Here is an 18,922-nt window from a genome sequence, read left to right on the forward strand (position 1 = left end):
GGTGGCACCCCGGGCGGCGCCCGGCCCTCCCCCCGGGAGGCGCTTGGCGCAGACATCCGGCATTGCTGCTTTCACGCGCAGCGCCGACCGCACGCCGGGCGCATGCCCTCACAGGGTCGGGCGCGCCCCTCAGACCCCGTGTCCCCACCATCGGACTTGCGCCCGCGCCCCAAGGGATGCACACCGATCCAATGACCGACACGTTCCGCACCGCCGTCCTGACCGCCACCGAGGCCATGCGCGCCGTCTTTGCCGAGACGCCGCTGCTGCGCAACGATCACCTGTCCGCGAAATACGGCGCCGATATCTGGCTGAAGCGCGAAGACCTCAGCCCCGTGCGGTCCTACAAGCTGCGCGGCGCCTTCAACGCCATGCGCAAGGTCGAGGGCGCGCGCAGCTTCGTCTGCGCCAGCGCCGGCAACCACGCGCAGGGCATGGCCTTCATGTGCCGTCATTTCGAAACCCCCGGCGTGGTCTTCATGCCGGTCACGACGCCGCAGCAAAAGATCGACAAGACCCGCATCTTTGGCGGCGATTTCATCGAGATCCGCCTGGTTGGTGACTATTTCGACGACACCCTGGCCGAGGCGAAACGCTTCTGCGGCGAGATCGGCGGCCATTTCCTGGCCCCCTTCGACGATGACGACGTGATCGAGGGCCAGGCCAGCGTCGGCGCCGAGATCGAGGCGCAGCTGCCCGGCGTGCCGGACCTGATCGTGCTGCCCGTGGGCGGCGGCGGGCTGGCGGCGGGGCTGACGAAATGGTTCTGCGAGACCTGCGCGTTTTCCTATGTCGAGCCCGAAGGCGGCGCCAGCCTGACCGCCGCCGTGCAGGCCGGCGAGCCGGTGACGCTGAACAAGGTCGACAGCTTTGTCGACGGGGCCGCCGTGGCGCGGATCGGCGAACGGCCCTGGGCGGCGCTGCGTGGCCTGACCCCCGATCAGGTGAAGACCGCGCCCGAGGATCGAATCTGCACCACGATCCTGGAAATGCTCAACGTCGAGGGGATCGTGCTGGAACCGGCGGGCGCGCTTTCGGTCGACGCGCTGAAGGACCTTGGCGATCTCAGCGGCAAGCGGGTGGTCTGCATCACATCGGGCGGGAATTTCGATTTCGAACGCCTGCCCGAGGTCAAGGAGCGGGCGCAGCGCTATTCCGGAGTCAAGAAATACTTCATCCTGCGCCTGCCGCAGCGCCCTGGCGCCCTGCGCGATTTCCTGGAGATGCTGGGGCCGGACGACGATATCACCCGGTTCGAATACCTCAAGAAATCCGCCCGCAACTTCGGTTCGGTCCTGATCGGGATCGAGACGAAGGATGCCGCGAATTTCGACCGGCTCTTTGCCCGGATGGAAGAGGCCGGTTTCGCCTATCGCGACACGACAAACGACACGATCCTGGCGGAATTCCTGATCTGAGCGCTAGCTGCCCGGCATGGCGACCTGCAGGCGGGCCGCCATCTCTTGCAGGAAATATGCGCGTGCGGCGCAAAACGACCGGTCGAGCGCGGTAACATCCACCGCATGGGCCTGGCCCCGGGCGGCGTCGGACTCGCCCTGCTGGCAGAGGCCGGCCAGTTCGGCGAAACCCACGGTCATCGCGCTGCCCTTGATATCGTGCAGGGCATGTTCGCTGGCGCCCTGTTGCATCATCCGGCCGATGGCCTCCTCGGTGTCGCCCAGGAACATGGTCAGCACCTCGGGGAACACGTCCGCCCCGATTTCATCGCGCAGCTCTGCGGCGCGGGTCCAGTCGATCACCTTGGCCTCCTGTCCGGTTCCGCCGGAAGGGTAAGCGCGAGGGTTTAACAAAAAGCTGACTAGATTTCGGGGGGCGCCACCCGGATTTTCACCGTGGATCAACGACTCGGCCCTATTCAGGTGACAGGCGGTCACGGGCCGGGCGGCGAAAGGCGGATCCATTGTACAGGGCCAAGGAACCGGTCCGGGCGGATCACGCCCAGGCGGACGCGGGATATCGCGTGCTGGTGGTCGACGACAACCGGCTGCAGCGGGCGGTTCTGCGCAGCTCGCTCACGCGCTGGGGCTACCGGGTGGAAGAGGCCGGATCGGCGGAAGAGGCGATTGCCCTGGCCACCCTCACCCCGCCCGACCTGGTGTTGAGCGACTGGATGATGCCCGGGATGAACGGGCTGGAATTCTGCCGCGCCTTTCGCGCGATGGAACGCGAGGATTACGGCTATTTCGTCCTGCTGACCTCCAAGGCCGAAAAGACCAACGTGGCCGAAGGGCTGGACAGCGGCGCCGACGATTTTCTGACGAAACCGGTGAATTCGGGCGAGCTGCGGGCCCGGCTGAACGCGGGCGAACGCATTCTCGCCATGCAGCGCGAGCTGCGGCACAAGAACCGGCTGATCAGCGACACGTTGAACGAATTGCAGACGCTCTACGATTCCATCGACAGCGACCTGGTCGAGGCGAAGAAGCTGCAACAATCCCTCGTGCGCGAAAGGTTCCGCGACTTTGGCAGCGCCAAGCTGTCGCTGACGCTCAGCCCGGCGGGGCATGTCGGCGGCGACCTCGTGGGCCATTTCCCGGCGGGGGAGGGGGTTGTGGGCCTCTACGCGATCGACGTATCGGGCCACGGCATCAGCTCGGCCCTGATGACGGCGCGGCTTGCCGGGTATCTCTCGCCCGCCGCGCCGGAACAGAACCTGGCCCTGCTGCGCCGCCCCGACGGGGGATTCGCGCCCCGCCCCCCGGCCGAGGTGGCGGCCCATCTCAACCGTCTGGTCCTGGCCGAGGTCGAGACCGAACATTACTTCACCCTCGTCATCGCGCTGTGCGACCTGCGCACAGGCGCGGTGCGGATGGCGCAATGCGGCCACCCGCACCCGCTGCTGCAGGCGGCGGACGGTCAGGTGCGGCAGGTCGGCCAGGGCGGCATGCCCGTCGGGCTGATCCGCGATGCCGAATATGACGAGGTTGCGTTTCAGCTGCGCCCGGGCGACCGCCTGCTGCTGGTGTCGGACGGCATGGTCGAATGCCCCAACCAGGTCGGCGGTATCATTGGCGAGGAAGGGCTGATCGCCATGCTGGCGGGGTTGGCGGACATCCCCGGCCCGCCCCTGCTGGAAACCCTGATTTGGAGCCTTGACCAAAGGAACCCGCAGCCGGATTTCCCCGACGACATATCGGCGATCCTGTTCGAATTCTCGGGATAGGGCCGGAACAGGGTCGAATCCGCCCGGCCCCGGGATCAGCCGATAATCTGCCCCAGCAGGTGCCGCTCGCCCTCGTTCGCCAGCAGGTCGACAGCGGTTTCCGCCGGCATCCACACCGCCATATGCCCCGGCTCGCTCGGCGGGCCGTGGGGGCGGACCGGACGGGCCATGTAGATCATGCAGATCTTCTCGGCCCAGAGGTCGTATTCCGGCATGTAGACGAACCGGCGAAAGGCCCCCACACGCCGGGGCGCGGCGATATGCCAGCCGGTTTCCTCGAACACCTCGCGATGCAGGGCGCGGATCGGGGATTCGCCGGGGTCGACACCGCCGCCGGGCAGCTGGAACTCGGGCTCCGGCTCGGCCTGATGGGTCAGCAGCAGGCTGCCGTCGCGCGGCAGGATGGCATAGACCCCGGGACGCAGGGTGTAGGTGATATCGGGCCTGGCCGGCTCTCCGAATCGGCGCATCGTGATCGTCCTTTCAGGGGGCCTTCTTGCCCCGGCTCCGCCCAGAGGCTATGGCAGGGCAAGGCGCGGAAGGATACCCCATGACCATAGGTTCCAAACTGGCCTGGGACGACACGGTGCTGCCGTTCCAGCTGGACACTTCTGATATTCGCGGCCGCGTGGCCCGCCTGGATGGCGTGCTCGACGGCATCCTGAAGCAACACGATTACCCCCGGGTTGTCGAGGCGCTGGTGGCCGAAATGGCCCTGCTGACCGCTCTGATCGGGCAGTCGATCAAGCTGCGTTGGAAATTGCAGCTGCAGGTGCAGTCCGACGGCCCCGTCCGGATGATCGCGACCGACTATTACGGCCCCTCGGAAGAGGGCGAACCGGCGCGCATCCGGGCCTATGCCAGCTTTGACGCCGACCGCCTTGGCGACGGGCCGGCATTCGACCAGGTGGGCAAGGGCTATTTCGCCATCATGATCGACCAGGGCCAGGGCATGTCGCCCTATCAGGGGATCACGCCGCTGGCCGGTGGATCGCTCGCCGCCTGCGCCGAGGCCTATTTCGCCCAGTCCGAACAGCTGCCGACGCGGTTTTCCCTCAGCTACGGCCGCTCGACCGAGGCCGGCGGGACGGAACACTGGCGCGCGGGCGGGATGATGATCCAGACCATGCCCAAGGCCTCGCCCCTGTCGGGCGGCGGTTCGGGCGAGGGCGGGCTGATTGCCGCGCAGGACCTTGTCGAAGGCGACGAGGAAGAGAACTGGAACCGCGTGAACTATCACCTCGACACGGTCGAGGCGCTGGAGCTGATCGGCCCCAATGTCGCGCCGACCGACCTGCTGGTGCGGCTGTTCCACGAGGAACAGCCGCGCGTTTTCGATTCCCAGCCCGTGCGGTTCGGCTGCACCTGTTCCGAGGACCGCGTGCGCCAAAGCCTGTCGATCTATTCCGCCCGCGATATCGGCACGATGACGACGGACGACGGCAAGGTCACCGCCGACTGCCAGTTCTGCGGCGCGCATTACGAGCTGGACCCGGCAACCGTGGGATTCGAGGCGAACGGGGATGCGCCCAAAGGTGAGTGACCTCTTCGCCCCGGTGGCCGCGGGGCTGAACGCGCCCGGCGATCCGACCTCGGATTTCGAGCTGAACCCGGGCGTGTTCGTGCCGTCCACGGCCAAGGTGCGCCCCGCCGGGGTGCTTGTCCCGCTGATCGAGCGCAACGGCGCGCTGAACGTGATCCTGACGAAACGCTCCTCGGCGCTGAAACATCACCCGGGGCAGATCGCCTTTCCCGGCGGCAAGGTCGACCCGAGCGATGCCGATGCCACCGCCGCCGCCCTGCGCGAAGCCGAGGAAGAGATCGGCCTGCCGCGCGACAATGTCGAGGTGATCGGCTACCTGCCGACGCATGACACGGTGACCGCCTTTCGTGTGACCCCCGTGGTTGGCCGCGTGCTGGCCCCGTTCGAACTGCGCCCCGAGGCGGGCGAGGTGGCCGAGGTCTTCGAGGTGCCGCTGGCGCATCTTTGCGACGTGGGCCGCTATTCGATCCAGGGCCGCCGCTGGCAGGGACGCACGCGGTACTACTATACCGTGCCCTGGGGGCCCTATTACGTCTGGGGCGCCACGGCGCGCATGTGCCGGGTGCTGGCGGACCGGTTGGCCCCGTGACCCGGCTCTCCGGCTCCTGGCTGGAACGGCCCGAAACCCAGGCCGTCTGCGCCATGTTGACCGAGGCCGGGCATCAGGCGCTGTTCGTCGGCGGCTGTGTGCGCGACGCCCTGCTGGGACGCGAGGTCAGGGATATCGACATCTCCACCGATGCGCGGCCGGAAACCGTGGTCTCCCTTGCCGGTCGCGCGGGGCTGAAGCCGGTGCCGACGGGTATCGAACATGGCACGATCACGGTTGTTTCGGGTCACATTCCGCACGAGATCACCACCTTCCGCAAGGATGTCGAAACCGACGGACGCCGCGCGGTTGTCGCCTTTGCCGACCGGGTGGAGGATGACGCCCGGCGGCGCGATTTCACCATGAACGCGCTCTATGCCCGGCCCGATGGCACGGTGCTGGATCCGCTGGGCGGCATGCCCGACCTGCTGGCCCGGCGGCTGCGTTTCATCAAGGACCCGGCCCGCCGCATCCGCGAGGATTACCTGCGGATCCTGCGGTTCTTTCGCTTCCATGCCTGGTATGGCGATGCCGCCGCCGGGATGGATGCCGAGGCGCTGGCCGCGATTGCCGACCTGGCCGAGGGCATTCAGACCCTGTCACGCGAAAGGGTAGGGGCCGAGGTGATCAAGTTGCTGAGGGCGCCCGATCCCGCGCCCTCTGTCGCGGCGATGCGGGCGACGGGCGTGCTGGCGGTGACGCTGCCGGGGGCCGACGACCGGATGCTGGCCCCACTGGTGCACCTGGAGGCTCAGGCCGGGGTCGCGCCGGACCCGATCCGGCGCCTCGCCGCCCTGGGTGGGGCAGATGTGCAGGATGCGCTCCGACTCAGCCGGGCCGAAAGCGCCGAGTTGGGCCGGATCAGAGACGCTTTTGCCGCGATGATGCCGCCTGCCGAGGCCGGGTACAGGCTGGGTGCTGAGCGGGCCGCCAGCACCCTGTTGCTGCAGGCCGCGCTGGCGGGGCAGGAGCTGGCCGAGGGCGCGCTGGACACCGCGCGCGCTGCTGCGGGGCAGCAGTTCCCGGTGCGCGCCGCCGATCTGATGCCCGGCTACAGCGGCCCGGCCCTGGGCGCGCGGCTGGCAGAGCTGGAAAATCGCTGGATCGCATCGGGCTTTGCCCTGACACGCGACGACCTGCTGGGCTGAGCCGCGCTTTGCGGCTTGACCGCGCCCGGCCAAGGCCCAGTATCCCCCGCAACAAGGGAGATCGCAGATGCGGCCTGACCGCCTGATCGACGCATTCCGCCCCGCCGAGGGCCCGCCCCCCACAACCCTGCTGCCCTTCATGCGCTGGGCCCTGCGCGGTGCGTTCCCGGCGCTGATCCTGGCGGCGGTCTTTTCCGCCCTGGCCGGCGGGATGGAGGCGGGCACGGCCTATATCCTTGGCCGCGTGATCGACACGGCGACCACCAGCGGCGCCGAAAATTTCCTGACGCCTGCCAACCTGGGCCTGTTGCTGGGCGCTGTGGGCTTCTTCCTCGTGCTGCGGCCGATCCTCTTCGGCCTGTCCTCGGCCTCGAACTCGATCGTGGTTGCGCCCAATGTCGACGCGATGGTGCTGGCGCGGCTGCACCGCTGGACGCTGGGCCAGTCGGTTGTCTTCTTCGACAACGACTTCGCCGGCCGGATCGCGCAGAAACAGATGCAGGCCGCGCGCGCGATGACCGATGTCACGGTCGAGATGATCAACGTGGTCGCCTTTGCCCTCGCCTCGCTGGCCGGGGCGGTGGCGCTGATGGCGGGGATCAACTGGCGGCTCGCGGTCGGCTTTCTGCTCTGGCTCTGTCTCTATTTCGCCCTGATCCGCTATTTTCTGCCGCGCATCCGGGTGCGGGCCGCGAACCGCGCGGCGGCGCGGGCGATGGTCACCGGGCAGATCGTCGACACGATCACCAACATCAAGACGGTCAAGCTTTTCGCCCATGACGATCATGAGGACCGGGCCGCCCTGGGCGCCATGCGCAGCTTTCGCGGGCGGGTGCTGGAATTCGGCTACATGGCTTCGGCCTTTCGCGTGATCCTGAACGCGCTGGCCGGCACGCTGCCGGTTCTGCTGGTGGGCGGCGCGCTGTGGCTGTGGACGCAGGGCCTGTCGACCATCGGCGATGCCGTTGCGGCGGGCACCATCGCGATGCGGGTGGCGCAGATGACCGGATGGGTCAGTTTCTCGCTGATGACGATCTATGCCAATGTGGGCGAGATCGAGGACGGCATGCGGACCCTCGCCCGCCCCGTGCGGCTGGAGGACGAGCCCCGCGCCGGGCAGCTGTCGGTGCCGAACGGGCGCGTGACCTTCGACAATGTGGGCTTTGCCTACGGGCGTGAAAAAGGTGGCGTGCAGGGCATCCGGCTGGACATCGCCCCGGGCGAAAAGCTGGGGATCGTCGGTGCGTCGGGGGCCGGGAAATCGACGCTCGTGGGGCTGTTGCTCAGGCTCTATGACCCGGAACAGGGTCGAATCCTGATTGACGGGCAGGACATCCGCGACGTGACGCAGATTTCGCTCAGGCGGCAGATCGGCATGGTCACGCAGGAAACCGCGATGTTCAACCGCTCGGCCCGCGACAACATCCTGTACGGCAATCCCGACGCGGGCGAGGCCGACCTGCACGCCGCCGCCTCCAAGGCCGAGGCGCATGAGTTCATCGGCGACCTGGTCGACCACACCGGACGCGAGGGCTACGAGGCGCGGCTGGGGGAGCGCGGGGTGAAACTGTCCGGCGGGCAGCGTCAGCGCATCGCCCTGGCGCGCGCGATACTCAAGGACGCGCCGATCCTGGTGCTGGACGAGGCGACCAGCGCGCTGGACAGCGAGGTCGAGGCCGCGATCCAGGGCGCGCTGGAGCGGGTGATGCAGGGCAAGACGGTCCTGGCCGTGGCGCACCGCCTGTCGACCATCAGCCACATGGACCGCATCGTGGTGCTGGACCGGGGCCAGATCGCCGAGATCGGCACCCATGACGAGCTGCTGGCGGCGGACGGGCTTTATGCCCGCTACTGGGCGCGCCAGTCGGGCGGGTTCCTGGGCGCGCAGGACGCGGCCGAGTAATCCCCTCGACGCGCGGCGCGCCATTCGCTATCGCGACGGTATGCAAAGCTTTCTGATCCAGCGCCTTGGCCAGCAGGGGGACGGCATCGCCGCCGGGCCCCTCTACGCCGCCATGACCCTGCCGGGGGAAGAGGTCACCGGACGGGTGGACGGCGACCGGCTGGAGGAGGTGAAGATCGTCACCCCCTCGCCCGACCGGGTGGCGCCGCCCTGCCGGCACTTCCGCTCCTGCGGGGGCTGCGCGCTGCAGCATGCGGCCGACCCGCTGGTGGCGGAGTGGAAGGCCGGGCTGGTTCTGCACGCGCTGTCGGCCCGGGGGATTTCAGCCGGGATAGGGTCGATTCAGACCTCTCCGCCGCAGTCGCGACGCCGGGCCGGGCTGTCCGCCCGCCGCACCAAGAAGGGTGCGCTGGCCGGGTTCCACGGGCGCGCCTCGGGCAGCATCGTCGAGATACCGGATTGCAAGCTGCTGGACCCGGCGCTGATGCCGGCCGTGGGCCTGGCCGAGGCGCTGGCGATCGAAGGCGGCAGCCGCAAGGGCGAATTGTCGGTGCTGGCCACCGTGTCGCAGGCGGGGCTGGATGTCGAAGTGTCGGGGGGCAAGCCGCTGGACGGGCCGCTGCGCTTGTCCCTGGCGCAGATCGCCGAACGCTGGCAGCTGGCCCGGCTGGGCTGGGACGGCGAGCTGGTTGCCACGCGACAGCCGCCCGAGCAGGTTTTTGGCGCCGCCCGGGTCGTTCCGCCGCCGGGTGCCTTTCTGCAGGCCACACGAGAGGGCGAGGCCGCGCTGCTGGCCGAGGTGCAGACGATCCTGGCGGGCTGTGGCCGGGTGGCTGATCTCTTTGCCGGATGCGGCACCTTTGCCCTGCCGCTGGCGGAACGGGCCGAGGTGCATGCCGTCGAAGGCAGCGCCGCGATGGTTGCCGCGCTGGACCGGGGCTGGCGGCAGGCGCGCGGGCTGAAGCGGGTGACACATGAGGCGCGCGACCTGTTCCGCAACCCGCTGATCGCCGAGGATCTCAAGAGGTTCGACGGCGTGGTCATCGACCCGCCGCGCGCCGGGGCCGAGGCGCAGGTCGCCCAGCTGGCACGGGCGCGGGTGCCGGTGATCGCCCATGTCTCGTGCAACCCGGTGACCTTTGCCCGCGAGGCCGAGCAGTTGATCGGTGCGGGCTACAGCATGGGTCCGGTCACGGTTGTGGACCAGTTCCGCTGGTCGACTCATGTGGAGTTGGTGGCGGGATTCACGCTCACATCCGCGTGAGCGGGCGGGATCCCCGGGAAAGCCCTGTGCAGATCGCCCGTTTTTCGATAAAACTGGGCAAAAAAGGACGCAAGGGGCAGTGCAATGCGTTTCGTACGACTCATCCTGATTCTCACGCTCGGCCTGTCGGTCGTGGCGTGTTCCAAATTCAAGACCTACAACGGGCCCGAGGTGACGCGGGTCTATGTCTTCAAGGAACAGCGCAAGCTGTACCTGATGCACCACAACACGGTGCTGGAGGCCTATGATTTCGGCCTTGGCTTTGCGCCCTCAGGGCACAAGCAGTTCGAAGGCGATGGCCGCACGCCCGAGGGCGAATATGTCATCGACCGGCGCAATCCGAATTCTCAGTTCCATCTGTCCGTCGGGATTTCCTATCCCAACCAGGCCGACCGCGAATTCGCGTCGAGCCAGGGCAAGAGCCCGGGCGGCGACATCTTCATCCACGGGCGGCCCAAGAAGTACCGCAACGGGGTGCGCGACTGGACGGCGGGCTGCATCGCGGTGACGGACAAGGAGATCGAACAGATCTACGCCATGGTCCGCGACGGCACGCCGATCTCGATCTATCCCTGATCGGCCCGTAACCCGGAGCCGGGACCCGGAAACAAAAACGCCGCGGAGCGATCCGCGGCGTCTGGTTTTTCAAGGGCTTGGCCGGTTCAGCCGCCCATGATCAGGGTCCACCAGATCTTGCCGTTGCTTTCCTGATACCAGGCAAAACCCATGTTCAGCGCGCGCCTGTCGAGGATCACGTCGCGCGTGTCGGGCTGTTCCATCCAGGCTGACAGGGTCTCGAGCTCGGATTCATAGGTTTCCGAGATGTTCTCGCCCAGCATCATGCCGGTGTAGCCCACGCGGCGCACCCGGTCGATCGGCGAGGAGCCGTCCGAGCCGAAATGCCAGGGCCGGTTCTGGTTCGACATGTCGCGCGAATGGGTGGCCGAGGCGGCGTTGAGCTGGGCGTTCAGCTGCACCGGGGCGGCGCCCGCGGCCTGACGCAGGGCGTTCACCGAATCGAGCATCTCGTACTGGATGCGCCCCTCGTCCGCCGCGCGGATGCGGTAGAGTTTCGGCAGGGGTTTGCCATCCGAGCCCAGCCGAGGCCCGTCCGGCTGGGTCGCACAGGAGGCCAGAGTCATGACGGCTGCGACAAGAAAGATCAGGAAACGCATGGAACACCCGGTTGAATTTGTTTGTTGAACCCGACTTAGCGCGGGTGGCGTGGCTTGACAAACCCACAACAGCGTTAGATGCCGAAATGACACTTGTTTGCATTGCGGGCGGGTCCGCAGAGTCCTACCCTGTGTGAAGATCTGATAAATTCAGGTTCGAGGAGCGATCCATGACAAAGAAACTGATCGAAACAGGTAGCCGCCGGGCTTTCCTGGCAGGCGGAGCCGCGCTCCTTGCCAGCCCCGCCCTGGCCCAGGCCACCAACAATTACGCCGCGCCGTTCGAGAATTCGACCGAGACCGAACGCGACATCACCGAGTCCGTGCGCCGCAACATCTCGTCCTTCCGGTCGCTGGACTGGCAGCCGTATTTTTCCAATACCGTGAACGGCGCGATCTTGGTCGATACGACCTCGCGGGCGCTGCACTTCTGGTCAGAGGACAAGTCGGTCTACAAGCTCTACCCGACCTCGGTTCCCCTGACCGAAGAACTGACCCGCCGCGGGCGCACGGAAATTGTGCGCAAGGTGGTCGGCCCGGAATGGCGCCCCACCCCGTCGATGAAAGAGCGCAACCCCGAGTGGCCCGACTATGTCGGCCCCGGTCCGGATAACCCGCTGGGAACCCACGCTCTTTACCTGAGCTGGACCTATTACCGTATCCACGGCACCCACGATACGCGCAAGATCGGGCGCCGGTCCTCCAACGGCTGTATCGGGCTCTATAACGAGCATATCGCCGAGCTTTTCGGCCTGACCAAAGTGGGCACACAGGTGTTGCTAATTTGACGACATTCGGTCCGGCAGCGGGCCGTGTCCGTCAAGTTGGGTTTGCAATCACCGCGAATTGTTGCTTAGAACGAGTTACGAGGTAAGTCTTGGGTGCTCTCGTCCTTTAACCTGTTGAGGACGATGGGCGAATATCTGGAGGATACTATGAAGAAACTCGTTCTCGCTGCTGCACTGGCAGGCGCTGCTTCGACCGCAACCGCGGGTTCGATGGCAGAGCCGATCATCGAAGCACCGGTCATCGTGGAAGAAACCACCAGCTCGTCCTCGGGCGTTCTGGTTCCCCTGATCCTGCTCGCACTGGTTGCAGCGGCCGTCGCATCCTCCTAAGGGTCGACCTGAAAGACTTGAAAAAGGCGGTGGAGACACCGCCTTTTTTGTTTGTCCCGATGCCTGGCCGAGGACTCGGCGATCAGGCAAGCCATCCGGCCAGATTCGACTCGATCTGCCCGGCCAGCGCGGCGATATGGGCGTCGTCGTCGTTCAGGCAGGGGATGTAGGTAAAGCTTTCGCCACCGGCGTGCAGGAAGCTTTCGCGAATCTCTTCGTTGATCTCTTCCAGCGTCTCGATGCAGTCGGCGGAAAACGCCGGCGCCATGATCGCGATCCGTTTCCTGCCCGCCTGGGCCAGGCGCGCGACCTCTTCGACCGTGTAGGGCTGCAGCCATTCCTCGGGGCCGAACCGGCTCTGGAATGTGGTCATGATGCGATCGTCGGGCAGGGCCAGGCGCTCCTTGAGCAGGCGCGTCGTCTTCTGGCACTGGCAATGGTACGGGTCGCCCTGCATCAGGTAGCGCTTGGGCAGGCCGTGGTAGGAGCAGACCAGGATATCCGGCTCGTGCTCCAGTTTGGCATAGGCCCGGGTGACCGACTCCGCCAGCGCGCCGATATAGTCGGGCGTGTCGAAATAGGGCGGCAGCGTCCGGGTCGCGGGCTGCCAGGTTTCCTGCATCAGCGCGCGAAAGAACTGGTCGTTGGCCGTGGCGGTCGTGGCCCCGGCATATTGCGGATACAGCGGGCAGAACAGGATGCGGGTGCATCCCGCCTGCACCATCGCCTTGACGCGGGACGCGGTCGACGGGTTGCCGTAGCGCATGCAGTAATCGACCATGACGTTGTCGCCGTACCGCTCGGCCAGAACCGCCGTCAATTTGGCGTGCTGCTGCTTGGTGATGGTCAACAGGGGGCTTTCGTCCGCCTCGGTGTTCCAGATGCTGCGATAGGCCTTGCCGCTGGTGAAGGGGCGCTTGCCCAGGATCACCGTCTGCAGGATCGGCTGCCATTTCCACGCCGGGTAGTCGATCACCCGCTTGTCCGACAGGAACTCCCCCAGGTAGCGCCGCATGTCCCAGTAACCGGTGCTGTCGGGCGTGCCCAGGTTGGCGATCAGGACCCCGACCTTTTCGCGCGGAATGGCGGGATGGTCGGCTGCGGAGTGGGTCGGGCGGATGGCGTCTGTCATGGCTTGTCCCTCTGTCGTCCGGGCCGGAGATAGAGGGTTTGCCGCAGGGGTCAATCCTTGAGCGGCGTTTCCCGTGTGCCCAGGGCATCGGCCAGACGTTGTGTCGCGGAGCCGGGGCGCAGCGGCTGCGGCTGGGTTTCATCGGGCGCCCAGCCGGTCAGGAAGATGATTTCGAACGTCGCGGGCAGGCGGCCGTCGGGCAGGGCATGTTCGGCGGCATAGATCGCGGCGGCCCGCTCAAAGACCGCGCGCCGGGTCGGATGGCGCAGCCGGTGGGCCAGGGCATTGCCCTCGCCCATGTGGCGCAGGTCGTGCATCAGGGCGGTCATGTCCGGATAGGTCACGGTCAGCTTCAGCGAGTCGGCCACCGGCAGGGCCAGCCCGGCGCGCTGCAGCAGGGCGCCCAGGTCGCGGATCTCGGCCATCGGGGCGATGCGGGGGGACAGGCCGCCGGTCACCTGCGCCTCGGCCTCGGCCAGGGCGGTGCGCAGCTCGTGCAGGGTCTGCCCGCCGAAGAGGCAGGCCAGCAGGAACCCGTCGGGGCGCAGCGCGCGGCGGCACTGGATCAGCTGGCCCACCGGGTCCGAGGCCCAGTGCAGGCCCATGGCGTGGATCACCAGATCATGCGCGCCGGGTTGCACGTCCAGCGTGTCGGTGTCGGGAATTGCCCTGAGACCGGGCAAAGAGAGGTTTTGGCTCCATCTTTCCGGGAATGGCCCGACCAAGAGGGGCTCCGTAAAGACTCTGTTAACCATTCCGAGGCGAGCCTCGATTTCATCCAAGGCCGAGTCGTGCAGGAAGAATGCGCCCGATTGCACACGGGCCCGGTTGCGGATGAGGGCGATGGGGTCCGAGAGGCGGGGCGTGGTCATGGGTCAGAGATTAGGAATTCGGCGTTGAACATTCAAACTGCGCTGCATCTTGTCTACCCGCCCCGTTGCCTCACCTGCGGGGACGAAGTCCAGAGCGATTTCGGCCTTTGCGGTCCCTGCTGGCGCGACACGCCCTTTGCCACCGGGCTGGTCTGCGACCTCTGCGGCCTGCCCCTGCCGGGCGGCGCGCCCGGCGAGGTCGCCCATTGCGACGAATGCCTGCGTTATGCCCGGCCCTGGCGGCAGGGGCGTGCGGCGATGGTCTATGACGGCACCGCCCGGCGCATGGTCCTGGGCCTGAAACATGGCGACCGGCAGGATATCGCGACCCCTGCCGCGCATTGGATGCGGCTGGCGCTGGCCGATGTGAACACCCGCGACATGCTGGTGTCGCCCGTGCCGCTGCACCGCTGGCGCCTGCTGAAACGGCGCTACAACCAGTCGGCGCTGATCGGCCGCGCGCTCTCCGACATGCTGGAGCTGGAGTTCATCCCCGACCTGCTGGTGCGCACCCGCCGCACCGCGATGCTGGACGGCAAGGGCGTGGCGCAGCGCTTTGCCGCGCTGGACCGGGCGATTGCCGTGCCGATCCGGCGGCGCGAGTCGGTCGAGGGGCGGCATGTGCTGCTGGTCGACGATGTGATGACCTCGGGCGCGACGCTGACAGCGGCATCCATCGCCTGTCTGGAGGCCGGCGCGGCGGATGTTTCGGTTGTCACACTGGCGCGTGCGGTAAAAGGCGCATAAGTTCTGCGAAAGATCCGGTTTTCGTGGGAGTTGGGCATATGCAGCCTGTCGATATCTATACCTCGCCGCTCTGCGGCTTTTGCCACGCCGCGAAACGACTGCTGAACGACAAGGGCATCGCCTTCAACGAGATCGACGTTCTGCGCGATCCGTCCCGCAAGGGCGAGATGATCCAGCGCGCCAATGGCCGCCACACGGTTCCGCAGATCTTTGTCGGCGAGACCCATGTGGGCGGGTGCGACGACCTTTACGCGCTGGAAAACGCCGGCAAGCTTGACCCGCTGCTGGCCGGTTGAGATGAAAACGGCGCTGCTGCAGATCACCTCGTCGGACGACCCGGCCGAAAACCTCGCCACCGTATCTGCGATGATCCGCGAGGCTGTTGCGCAGGGCGCGGGCTTTGTCCTGACGCCCGAGGTCACGAACTGCGTCTCGGCCAGCCGCACCCGGCAGGAAGAGGTGCTGCGGATGCCCAAAGACGACCCGTTCCTTGCCGCCATGCCCGCCCTCTGCCAAGAGCTGGGGATATGGCTGCTGATCGGCTCTCTCGGCGTCAAGACGACCGATGCGGACGGGCGCTTTGCCAACCGGTCCTTCCTGTTTTCGCCCGAGGGCACGCAGGTCGCCTGGTACGACAAGATCCACATGTTCGACGTTCAGGTCAGCGAGACCGAGACCTATCGCGAATCCGCCGGCTATCGCCCGGGGGAACGCGCGGTGGTGGCCGATGCCGGGTTTGCCCGGATCGGGCTGACGGTCTGCTACGACGTGCGGTTCCCGAAACTGCATCGCACGCTGGCGCAGGCCGGGGCGCAGGTGCTGACCTGTCCCGCCGCGTTCTCTCCGGTTACGGGTGCCGCGCATTGGGAAAGCCTGCTGCGCGCCCGGGCGATCGAGACCGGCTGCTGGGTCCTGGCGCCCGCGCAGACCGGCACCCATGCGGCCAGCCGGGGCCGCGCGCGCAGCACCCACGGGCATTCCCTGGCCATCGCGCCCTGGGGCGAGGTGGTGCTGGATATGGGGACAGAGCCGGGCATCGGCATGGTCGATGTCGACATGTCAGCCGTGACCTCGGCCCGGGGAAAGGTGCCGTCGCTGGATCACGACCGGCCGTTTGCGCTGGACATATGACCGAATCCGCCCATTCCCTTGCGGTCACGCTGTTCAGCGAGATCCTGACCTCGGACCAGCTGGTGCGCAACCGGCTGGGAAAGGTGCTGCCCAAGGGGATGGAGATTTCGCATTTCTCGGTGCTGAACCATCTGGCCCGGGCGGGGGAACGGTCTCCGGCGCAGCTGGCCAAGGCGTTTCATGTCACGCGCGGCGCGATGACCAATACGCTGACCAAGCTGGAATGGGCCGGCCACGTGCACATCCGCCCCGACTGGGACGACGCGCGGCGCAAGATGGTGGCGATTTCTCCCGCCGGGCGCCTGGCGCGCGATACCGCGCTGAACGGGATCATGCCCATGGTGCGTGACCTCGTGGCCGAGATGGGCGAGGAGAAGGTCCGCGCCGCCCTGCCAATCCTGCGCGAGCTGCGGACCAAGCTGGAAGAGGACTAGCCGCCCGGCACCCGTGGCGCGGGGCCCAGAAAGGGCGCGATGGAGCGGCGTTCCACCACCGTCAGCAGCACCAGGTCGGGCTGCCAGTCACGGGTGAGGTCGCGCAGCATCTGGCCGTCGCTGGCAAAGGCCGTGTCATAGTGGACATGGATCACGTCGGTGAATGTCCCGGCCATGTATTTCGAGACGGCAGTGCCGAAACTGTCGCGGATCCACAGCACCTTGAGCCGGTTGGCGGCGTTCGGGCTGGTTACCATCAGGGGCCGCATCTGGTTCGGGATTTCGGGGTTGCCGCCGCGTCCGACCTCCTGCGCGGTTTCGACCAGCGTGCGCACCGTCTCGATCGGCACGGGCGAGTCGAAGGCATAATCAATGTCCCGGTCCTTCATCACGGCAGTCAGGCGCAGGAACTCTGACAGGTCACCGGCCGCGCGCCGGACGACCAGGGGATCGCGGATGCCGGGCAGCGTCAGCCGCTGGCCCCGCAGGTCGACCGTGCCCAGCCAGTCCCGCGCGGCGATCGCCCCGGCGAAGGTGTTCCAGTGGGTATCGGTGCGAAAATAGAGCTCGGCCCCCGGCACGACATCCTGGCGGGTCAGCGCCGCGCGCGGATCGGTGATCAGGGATCCGGCCCCGGGAACGGCCATGATCCGGTCGAGCGGGGTGCCCGGTCGCGGGTCCACCCAGACCGGCATGTGATCGGGGTACTGCGTGCTCTTGTTCGGGCCGATCAGCACGCGAAAGTCGGCGACCCCCTGTGCCAGCAGCCAGGCCCGCCAGCCGACCAGCTTGTCGACGGTGGCTGCGGCGAGCTGATCGTCGACGTCGTACCCGCCGATACGGCGGCGGTGCAGCGATTCGTCATAGTGATTGCCCAGGTACAGCCATCCGTCATGGCCGATCACGACCTGACCGGGATCGACGCTGATGCCCAGCGGGCTGACCACAGCGCTCAACATCGCAAGCGGCAGATCGAGGTTGAAAAAATCGTGCTCGGCCATGGCCCGGCCGGCGTCCTCGTTGCCGTTCAGCCATCTTACCAGGTTGGCCGCGGGCAGGGCCGCGATTCCGATCAGCGCCGTCACAAGGAACAGACCCACCTGTCGCATCGCCCCGCCCCGTCAGAAGTTGAAGTAGAGGAACACGGTGCTGGTCGATCCCAGCATCACGTAGATCCCGATGGCAAAGAGCAGCCCCGCGCCCAGGGTCATCGCGTTGCTCGGATGATCGGTCACGAACTGGTAGGGGTTGCGGCAGGCGATCAGCGCAAAGCCCAGCAGAAGCGCCGCATAGACCGGCGCCTGCACCGCCAGCGCGGGCGGCGACACGGCCAGCAGCCAGTCCATCCCCTTGCCCGCCCAGGCCAGGCTCTCTGTCGGCAGGCTGTCGAGCGTGGTCCGCCGGATCGAGCCGATGTCGACCATGCCCCAGAGCACCCGCTTGGCCGAGGCCATGTCGGTCGCGCGGAAGAAGACCCAGGCGAGGTTCACGAAGAGGAAGGTCACCAGCCAGGCCAGCGGGCGCGGCATCCGCAGGCCCGCGCCGCGCCAGACCCGGTGCGCCGCCAGCGCCACGCCATGCATCAGCCCCCAGATGACGAACATCCAGCTGGCCCCGTGCCACAGCCCGCCCAGGGTAAAGGTCACGATCAGGTTGCTTAGCACCCGCGCCTCGCCCGCCCGGTTGCCGCCGAGGGGGATGTAGACGTAATCGCGCAGGAACCGGCCAAGGGTGATGTGCCAGCGTCGCCAGAAATCCTGTATGTCCAGTGACTTGTAGGGCGACAGGAAATTCAGCGGCAGGCGGATGTTGAACAGCATCGCCGCGCCATAGGCCATGTCGCAATATCCGCTGAAATCGAAATAGAGCTGGAATGTGTAGGACAGGCTTGCCGCCCAGGCGCCAAAGAAATCCAGCGGCCCGGTCCCGTCGAACCCGGCATCGGCCCAGGTGGCAAAGGTGTCGGCGATGGCGACTTTCTTGAACAGGCCGATGGCAAAGATGATCAGCCCGACGGTGATATTGCCCGGGATCATCCGGTGGTTCCGGCTGTCGCCGAACTGGCGCATCATTTCCGAGTGGTGGACGATCGGCCCCGCGATCAGCTGCGGAAAGAACGAGACGAACAGCGCATAGTTCATCAGGTCGTATTCCAGCGTCTGGCCGCGATAGCTGTCGACCAGATAGGCGATCTGCTGGAAGGTGAAGAAGCTGATGGCCAGCGGCAGCAGGATGTTCAGCGCGACATGGCTGCCCCCGGTTGCGGTGGCGTAGTTCTCCATCAGGAAGTCGGCATATTTGAAATAGCCGAGCGCGCCGAGGTTGGCGGCAATGCCGAAGGTCAACACCACCCGGGCCGCCCGAATGGAGCCCTTGCGATGCATCCGCCCCAATTCGCTGCCCAGCGAATAGTTGAACAGCACCGAAATCATCAGAAGCAGCAGGTAGGCCGAGTTCCACCAGGCGTAGAAGACAAGGTTGGCAATGACGAGGCACCCGCGTCCCGCAACATCAAGGCCGGCGTGGACAAGCGCGAAGTAGACGGCAAAGGCCGCGGGCAAGAAGACAAAAATGAATTCTGGCGAACTGAAGAGCATCGGGACGATTGGTTAATACGAGGTGGAGCGTTAACAATTAACTAATCATTGCACCGAATTTCCTGCCCGGGATCTGAGTGCCGGG

General features: G+C 66.7%; 21 protein-coding genes. 14 read left to right on the forward strand and 7 right to left on the reverse strand.

The annotated features are described in order from the left end of the window. Positions 1-191: 191 nt before the first annotated feature. Positions 192-1,418, forward strand: coding sequence for a threonine ammonia-lyase IlvA (ilvA, locus tag GLS40_RS02830; RefSeq protein ID WP_160381075.1), 1,227 nt, complete (start codon positions 192-194; stop codon positions 1,416-1,418). 3 nt (positions 1,419-1,421) lie between these two features. Here the strand turns inward: ilvA and GLS40_RS02835 are convergent, their stop codons facing one another. Beyond that, a complete protein-coding gene (locus GLS40_RS02835) occupies positions 1,422-1,760 on the reverse strand; it encodes an Hpt domain-containing protein (protein WP_160381076.1) in 339 nt (112 codons plus the stop codon). A 161-nt stretch (positions 1,761-1,921) separates the two neighbouring features. On the opposite strand from GLS40_RS02835, the gene GLS40_RS02840 reads away from it, so the two are divergent. Beyond that, the gene (locus tag GLS40_RS02840) at positions 1,922-3,184 is read left to right on the forward strand and encodes a PP2C family protein-serine/threonine phosphatase (RefSeq protein WP_202075795.1); all 1,263 of its coding nucleotides are present in this window, start codon (positions 1,922-1,924) and stop codon (positions 3,182-3,184) included. Positions 3,185-3,219: 35 nt separating this feature from the next. Here the strand turns inward: GLS40_RS02840 and GLS40_RS02845 are convergent, their stop codons facing one another. Further along, positions 3,220-3,654, reverse strand: coding sequence for an NUDIX hydrolase (locus GLS40_RS02845; RefSeq protein WP_160381077.1), 435 nt, complete (start codon positions 3,652-3,654; stop codon positions 3,220-3,222). An 80-nt stretch (positions 3,655-3,734) separates the two neighbouring features. Between GLS40_RS02845 and hslO the strand changes: the two genes are divergently transcribed. The 6 genes from hslO (at position 3,735) to GLS40_RS02875 (ending at position 10,207) form a co-directional block, all read left to right on the forward strand. Continuing rightward, positions 3,735-4,727, forward strand: coding sequence for an Hsp33 family molecular chaperone HslO (gene hslO / locus GLS40_RS02850; protein ID WP_160381078.1), 993 nt, complete (start codon positions 3,735-3,737; stop codon positions 4,725-4,727). Then, positions 4,720-5,316 carry a CoA pyrophosphatase gene (locus tag GLS40_RS02855; protein ID WP_408003717.1) on the forward strand — a complete coding sequence of 199 codons (597 nt, stop codon included), beginning with the start codon at positions 4,720-4,722 and terminating at the stop codon, positions 5,314-5,316. The genes hslO and GLS40_RS02855 overlap by 8 nt, the downstream gene beginning before the upstream one ends. A gap of 53 nt (positions 5,317-5,369) precedes the next feature. Then, positions 5,370-6,464: a CCA tRNA nucleotidyltransferase gene (locus GLS40_RS02860; RefSeq protein WP_160381161.1), complete on the forward strand. Its 1,095-nt coding sequence runs from the start codon at positions 5,370-5,372 to the stop codon at positions 6,462-6,464. A gap of 67 nt (positions 6,465-6,531) precedes the next feature. Continuing rightward, positions 6,532-8,367, forward strand: coding sequence for an ABC transporter ATP-binding protein (locus GLS40_RS02865; RefSeq protein ID WP_160381080.1), 1,836 nt, complete (start codon positions 6,532-6,534; stop codon positions 8,365-8,367). A 40-nt stretch (positions 8,368-8,407) separates the two neighbouring features. Next, a complete protein-coding gene (locus GLS40_RS02870; RefSeq protein ID WP_160381081.1) occupies positions 8,408-9,631 on the forward strand; it encodes a class I SAM-dependent RNA methyltransferase in 1,224 nt (407 codons plus the stop codon). Positions 9,632-9,715: 84 nt separating this feature from the next. Further along, positions 9,716-10,207, forward strand: a complete 492-nt coding sequence (locus tag GLS40_RS02875) for a L,D-transpeptidase family protein (RefSeq protein ID WP_160381082.1) — start codon at positions 9,716-9,718, stop codon at positions 10,205-10,207. 86 nt (positions 10,208-10,293) lie between these two features. On the opposite strand, the gene dalA is transcribed toward GLS40_RS02875, so the two are convergent. Continuing rightward, positions 10,294-10,806, reverse strand: a complete 513-nt coding sequence (gene dalA / locus GLS40_RS02880; protein WP_160381083.1) for a divisome-associated lipoprotein DalA — start codon at positions 10,804-10,806, stop codon at positions 10,294-10,296. A 170-nt stretch (positions 10,807-10,976) separates the two neighbouring features. On the opposite strand from dalA, the gene GLS40_RS02885 reads away from it, so the two are divergent. Next, positions 10,977-11,594 carry a L,D-transpeptidase gene (locus tag GLS40_RS02885; RefSeq protein ID WP_160381084.1) on the forward strand — a complete coding sequence of 206 codons (618 nt, stop codon included), beginning with the start codon at positions 10,977-10,979 and terminating at the stop codon, positions 11,592-11,594. Positions 11,595-11,741: 147 nt separating this feature from the next. Next, on the forward strand, positions 11,742-11,924 hold the full coding sequence (locus GLS40_RS02890; protein ID WP_160381085.1) for a hypothetical protein: 183 nt from the start codon (positions 11,742-11,744) through the stop codon (positions 11,922-11,924). Positions 11,925-12,006: 82 nt separating this feature from the next. Here the strand turns inward: GLS40_RS02890 and hemH are convergent, their stop codons facing one another. Together hemH and GLS40_RS02900 are read right to left on the reverse strand one after the other, a co-directional pair. Then, positions 12,007-13,056 carry a ferrochelatase gene (gene hemH / locus GLS40_RS02895; protein WP_160381086.1) on the reverse strand — a complete coding sequence of 350 codons (1,050 nt, stop codon included), beginning with the start codon at positions 13,054-13,056 and terminating at the stop codon, positions 12,007-12,009. 50 nt (positions 13,057-13,106) lie between these two features. Then, positions 13,107-13,739, reverse strand: coding sequence for a methyltransferase domain-containing protein (locus tag GLS40_RS02900; protein WP_328598867.1), 633 nt, complete (start codon positions 13,737-13,739; stop codon positions 13,107-13,109). A 213-nt stretch (positions 13,740-13,952) separates the two neighbouring features. Here GLS40_RS02900 and GLS40_RS02905 point away from each other — a divergent pair, with 213 nt between their 5' ends. Genes GLS40_RS02905 through GLS40_RS02920 form a run of 4 tightly spaced genes read left to right on the forward strand, consistent with a single transcriptional unit; the run spans position 13,953 to position 16,240 of the window. Next, positions 13,953-14,675 (forward strand): ComF family protein, encoded by a 723-nt coding sequence (locus GLS40_RS02905; protein WP_160381088.1) that lies wholly within the window; start codon positions 13,953-13,955, stop codon positions 14,673-14,675. A 38-nt stretch (positions 14,676-14,713) separates the two neighbouring features. Then, on the forward strand, positions 14,714-14,971 hold the full coding sequence (grxC, locus tag GLS40_RS02910) for a glutaredoxin 3 (protein WP_160381089.1): 258 nt from the start codon (positions 14,714-14,716) through the stop codon (positions 14,969-14,971). A gap of 1 nt (position 14,972) precedes the next feature. Further along, positions 14,973-15,806 (forward strand): carbon-nitrogen hydrolase family protein, encoded by an 834-nt coding sequence (locus GLS40_RS02915; RefSeq protein ID WP_160381090.1) that lies wholly within the window; start codon positions 14,973-14,975, stop codon positions 15,804-15,806. After that, positions 15,803-16,240 carry a MarR family winged helix-turn-helix transcriptional regulator gene (locus GLS40_RS02920; protein WP_160381091.1) on the forward strand — a complete coding sequence of 146 codons (438 nt, stop codon included), beginning with the start codon at positions 15,803-15,805 and terminating at the stop codon, positions 16,238-16,240. The genes GLS40_RS02915 and GLS40_RS02920 overlap by 4 nt, the downstream gene beginning before the upstream one ends. Here GLS40_RS02920 and GLS40_RS02925 read toward each other — a convergent pair. Together GLS40_RS02925 and GLS40_RS02930 are read right to left on the reverse strand one after the other, a co-directional pair. Then, positions 16,237-17,349, reverse strand: a complete 1,113-nt coding sequence (locus GLS40_RS02925; protein WP_160381092.1) for an alginate O-acetyltransferase AlgX-related protein — start codon at positions 17,347-17,349, stop codon at positions 16,237-16,239. The genes GLS40_RS02920 and GLS40_RS02925 overlap by 4 nt on opposite strands. A 12-nt stretch (positions 17,350-17,361) precedes the next feature. Next, positions 17,362-18,837: an MBOAT family O-acyltransferase gene (locus GLS40_RS02930; protein WP_160381093.1), complete on the reverse strand. Its 1,476-nt coding sequence runs from the start codon at positions 18,835-18,837 to the stop codon at positions 17,362-17,364. Positions 18,838-18,922: the final 85 nt, after the last annotated feature.

The organism is Pseudooceanicola pacificus (genome assembly GCF_009789075.1).
Taxonomy (GTDB): Bacteria; Pseudomonadota; Alphaproteobacteria; order Rhodobacterales; family Rhodobacteraceae; genus Pseudooceanicola; species Pseudooceanicola pacificus.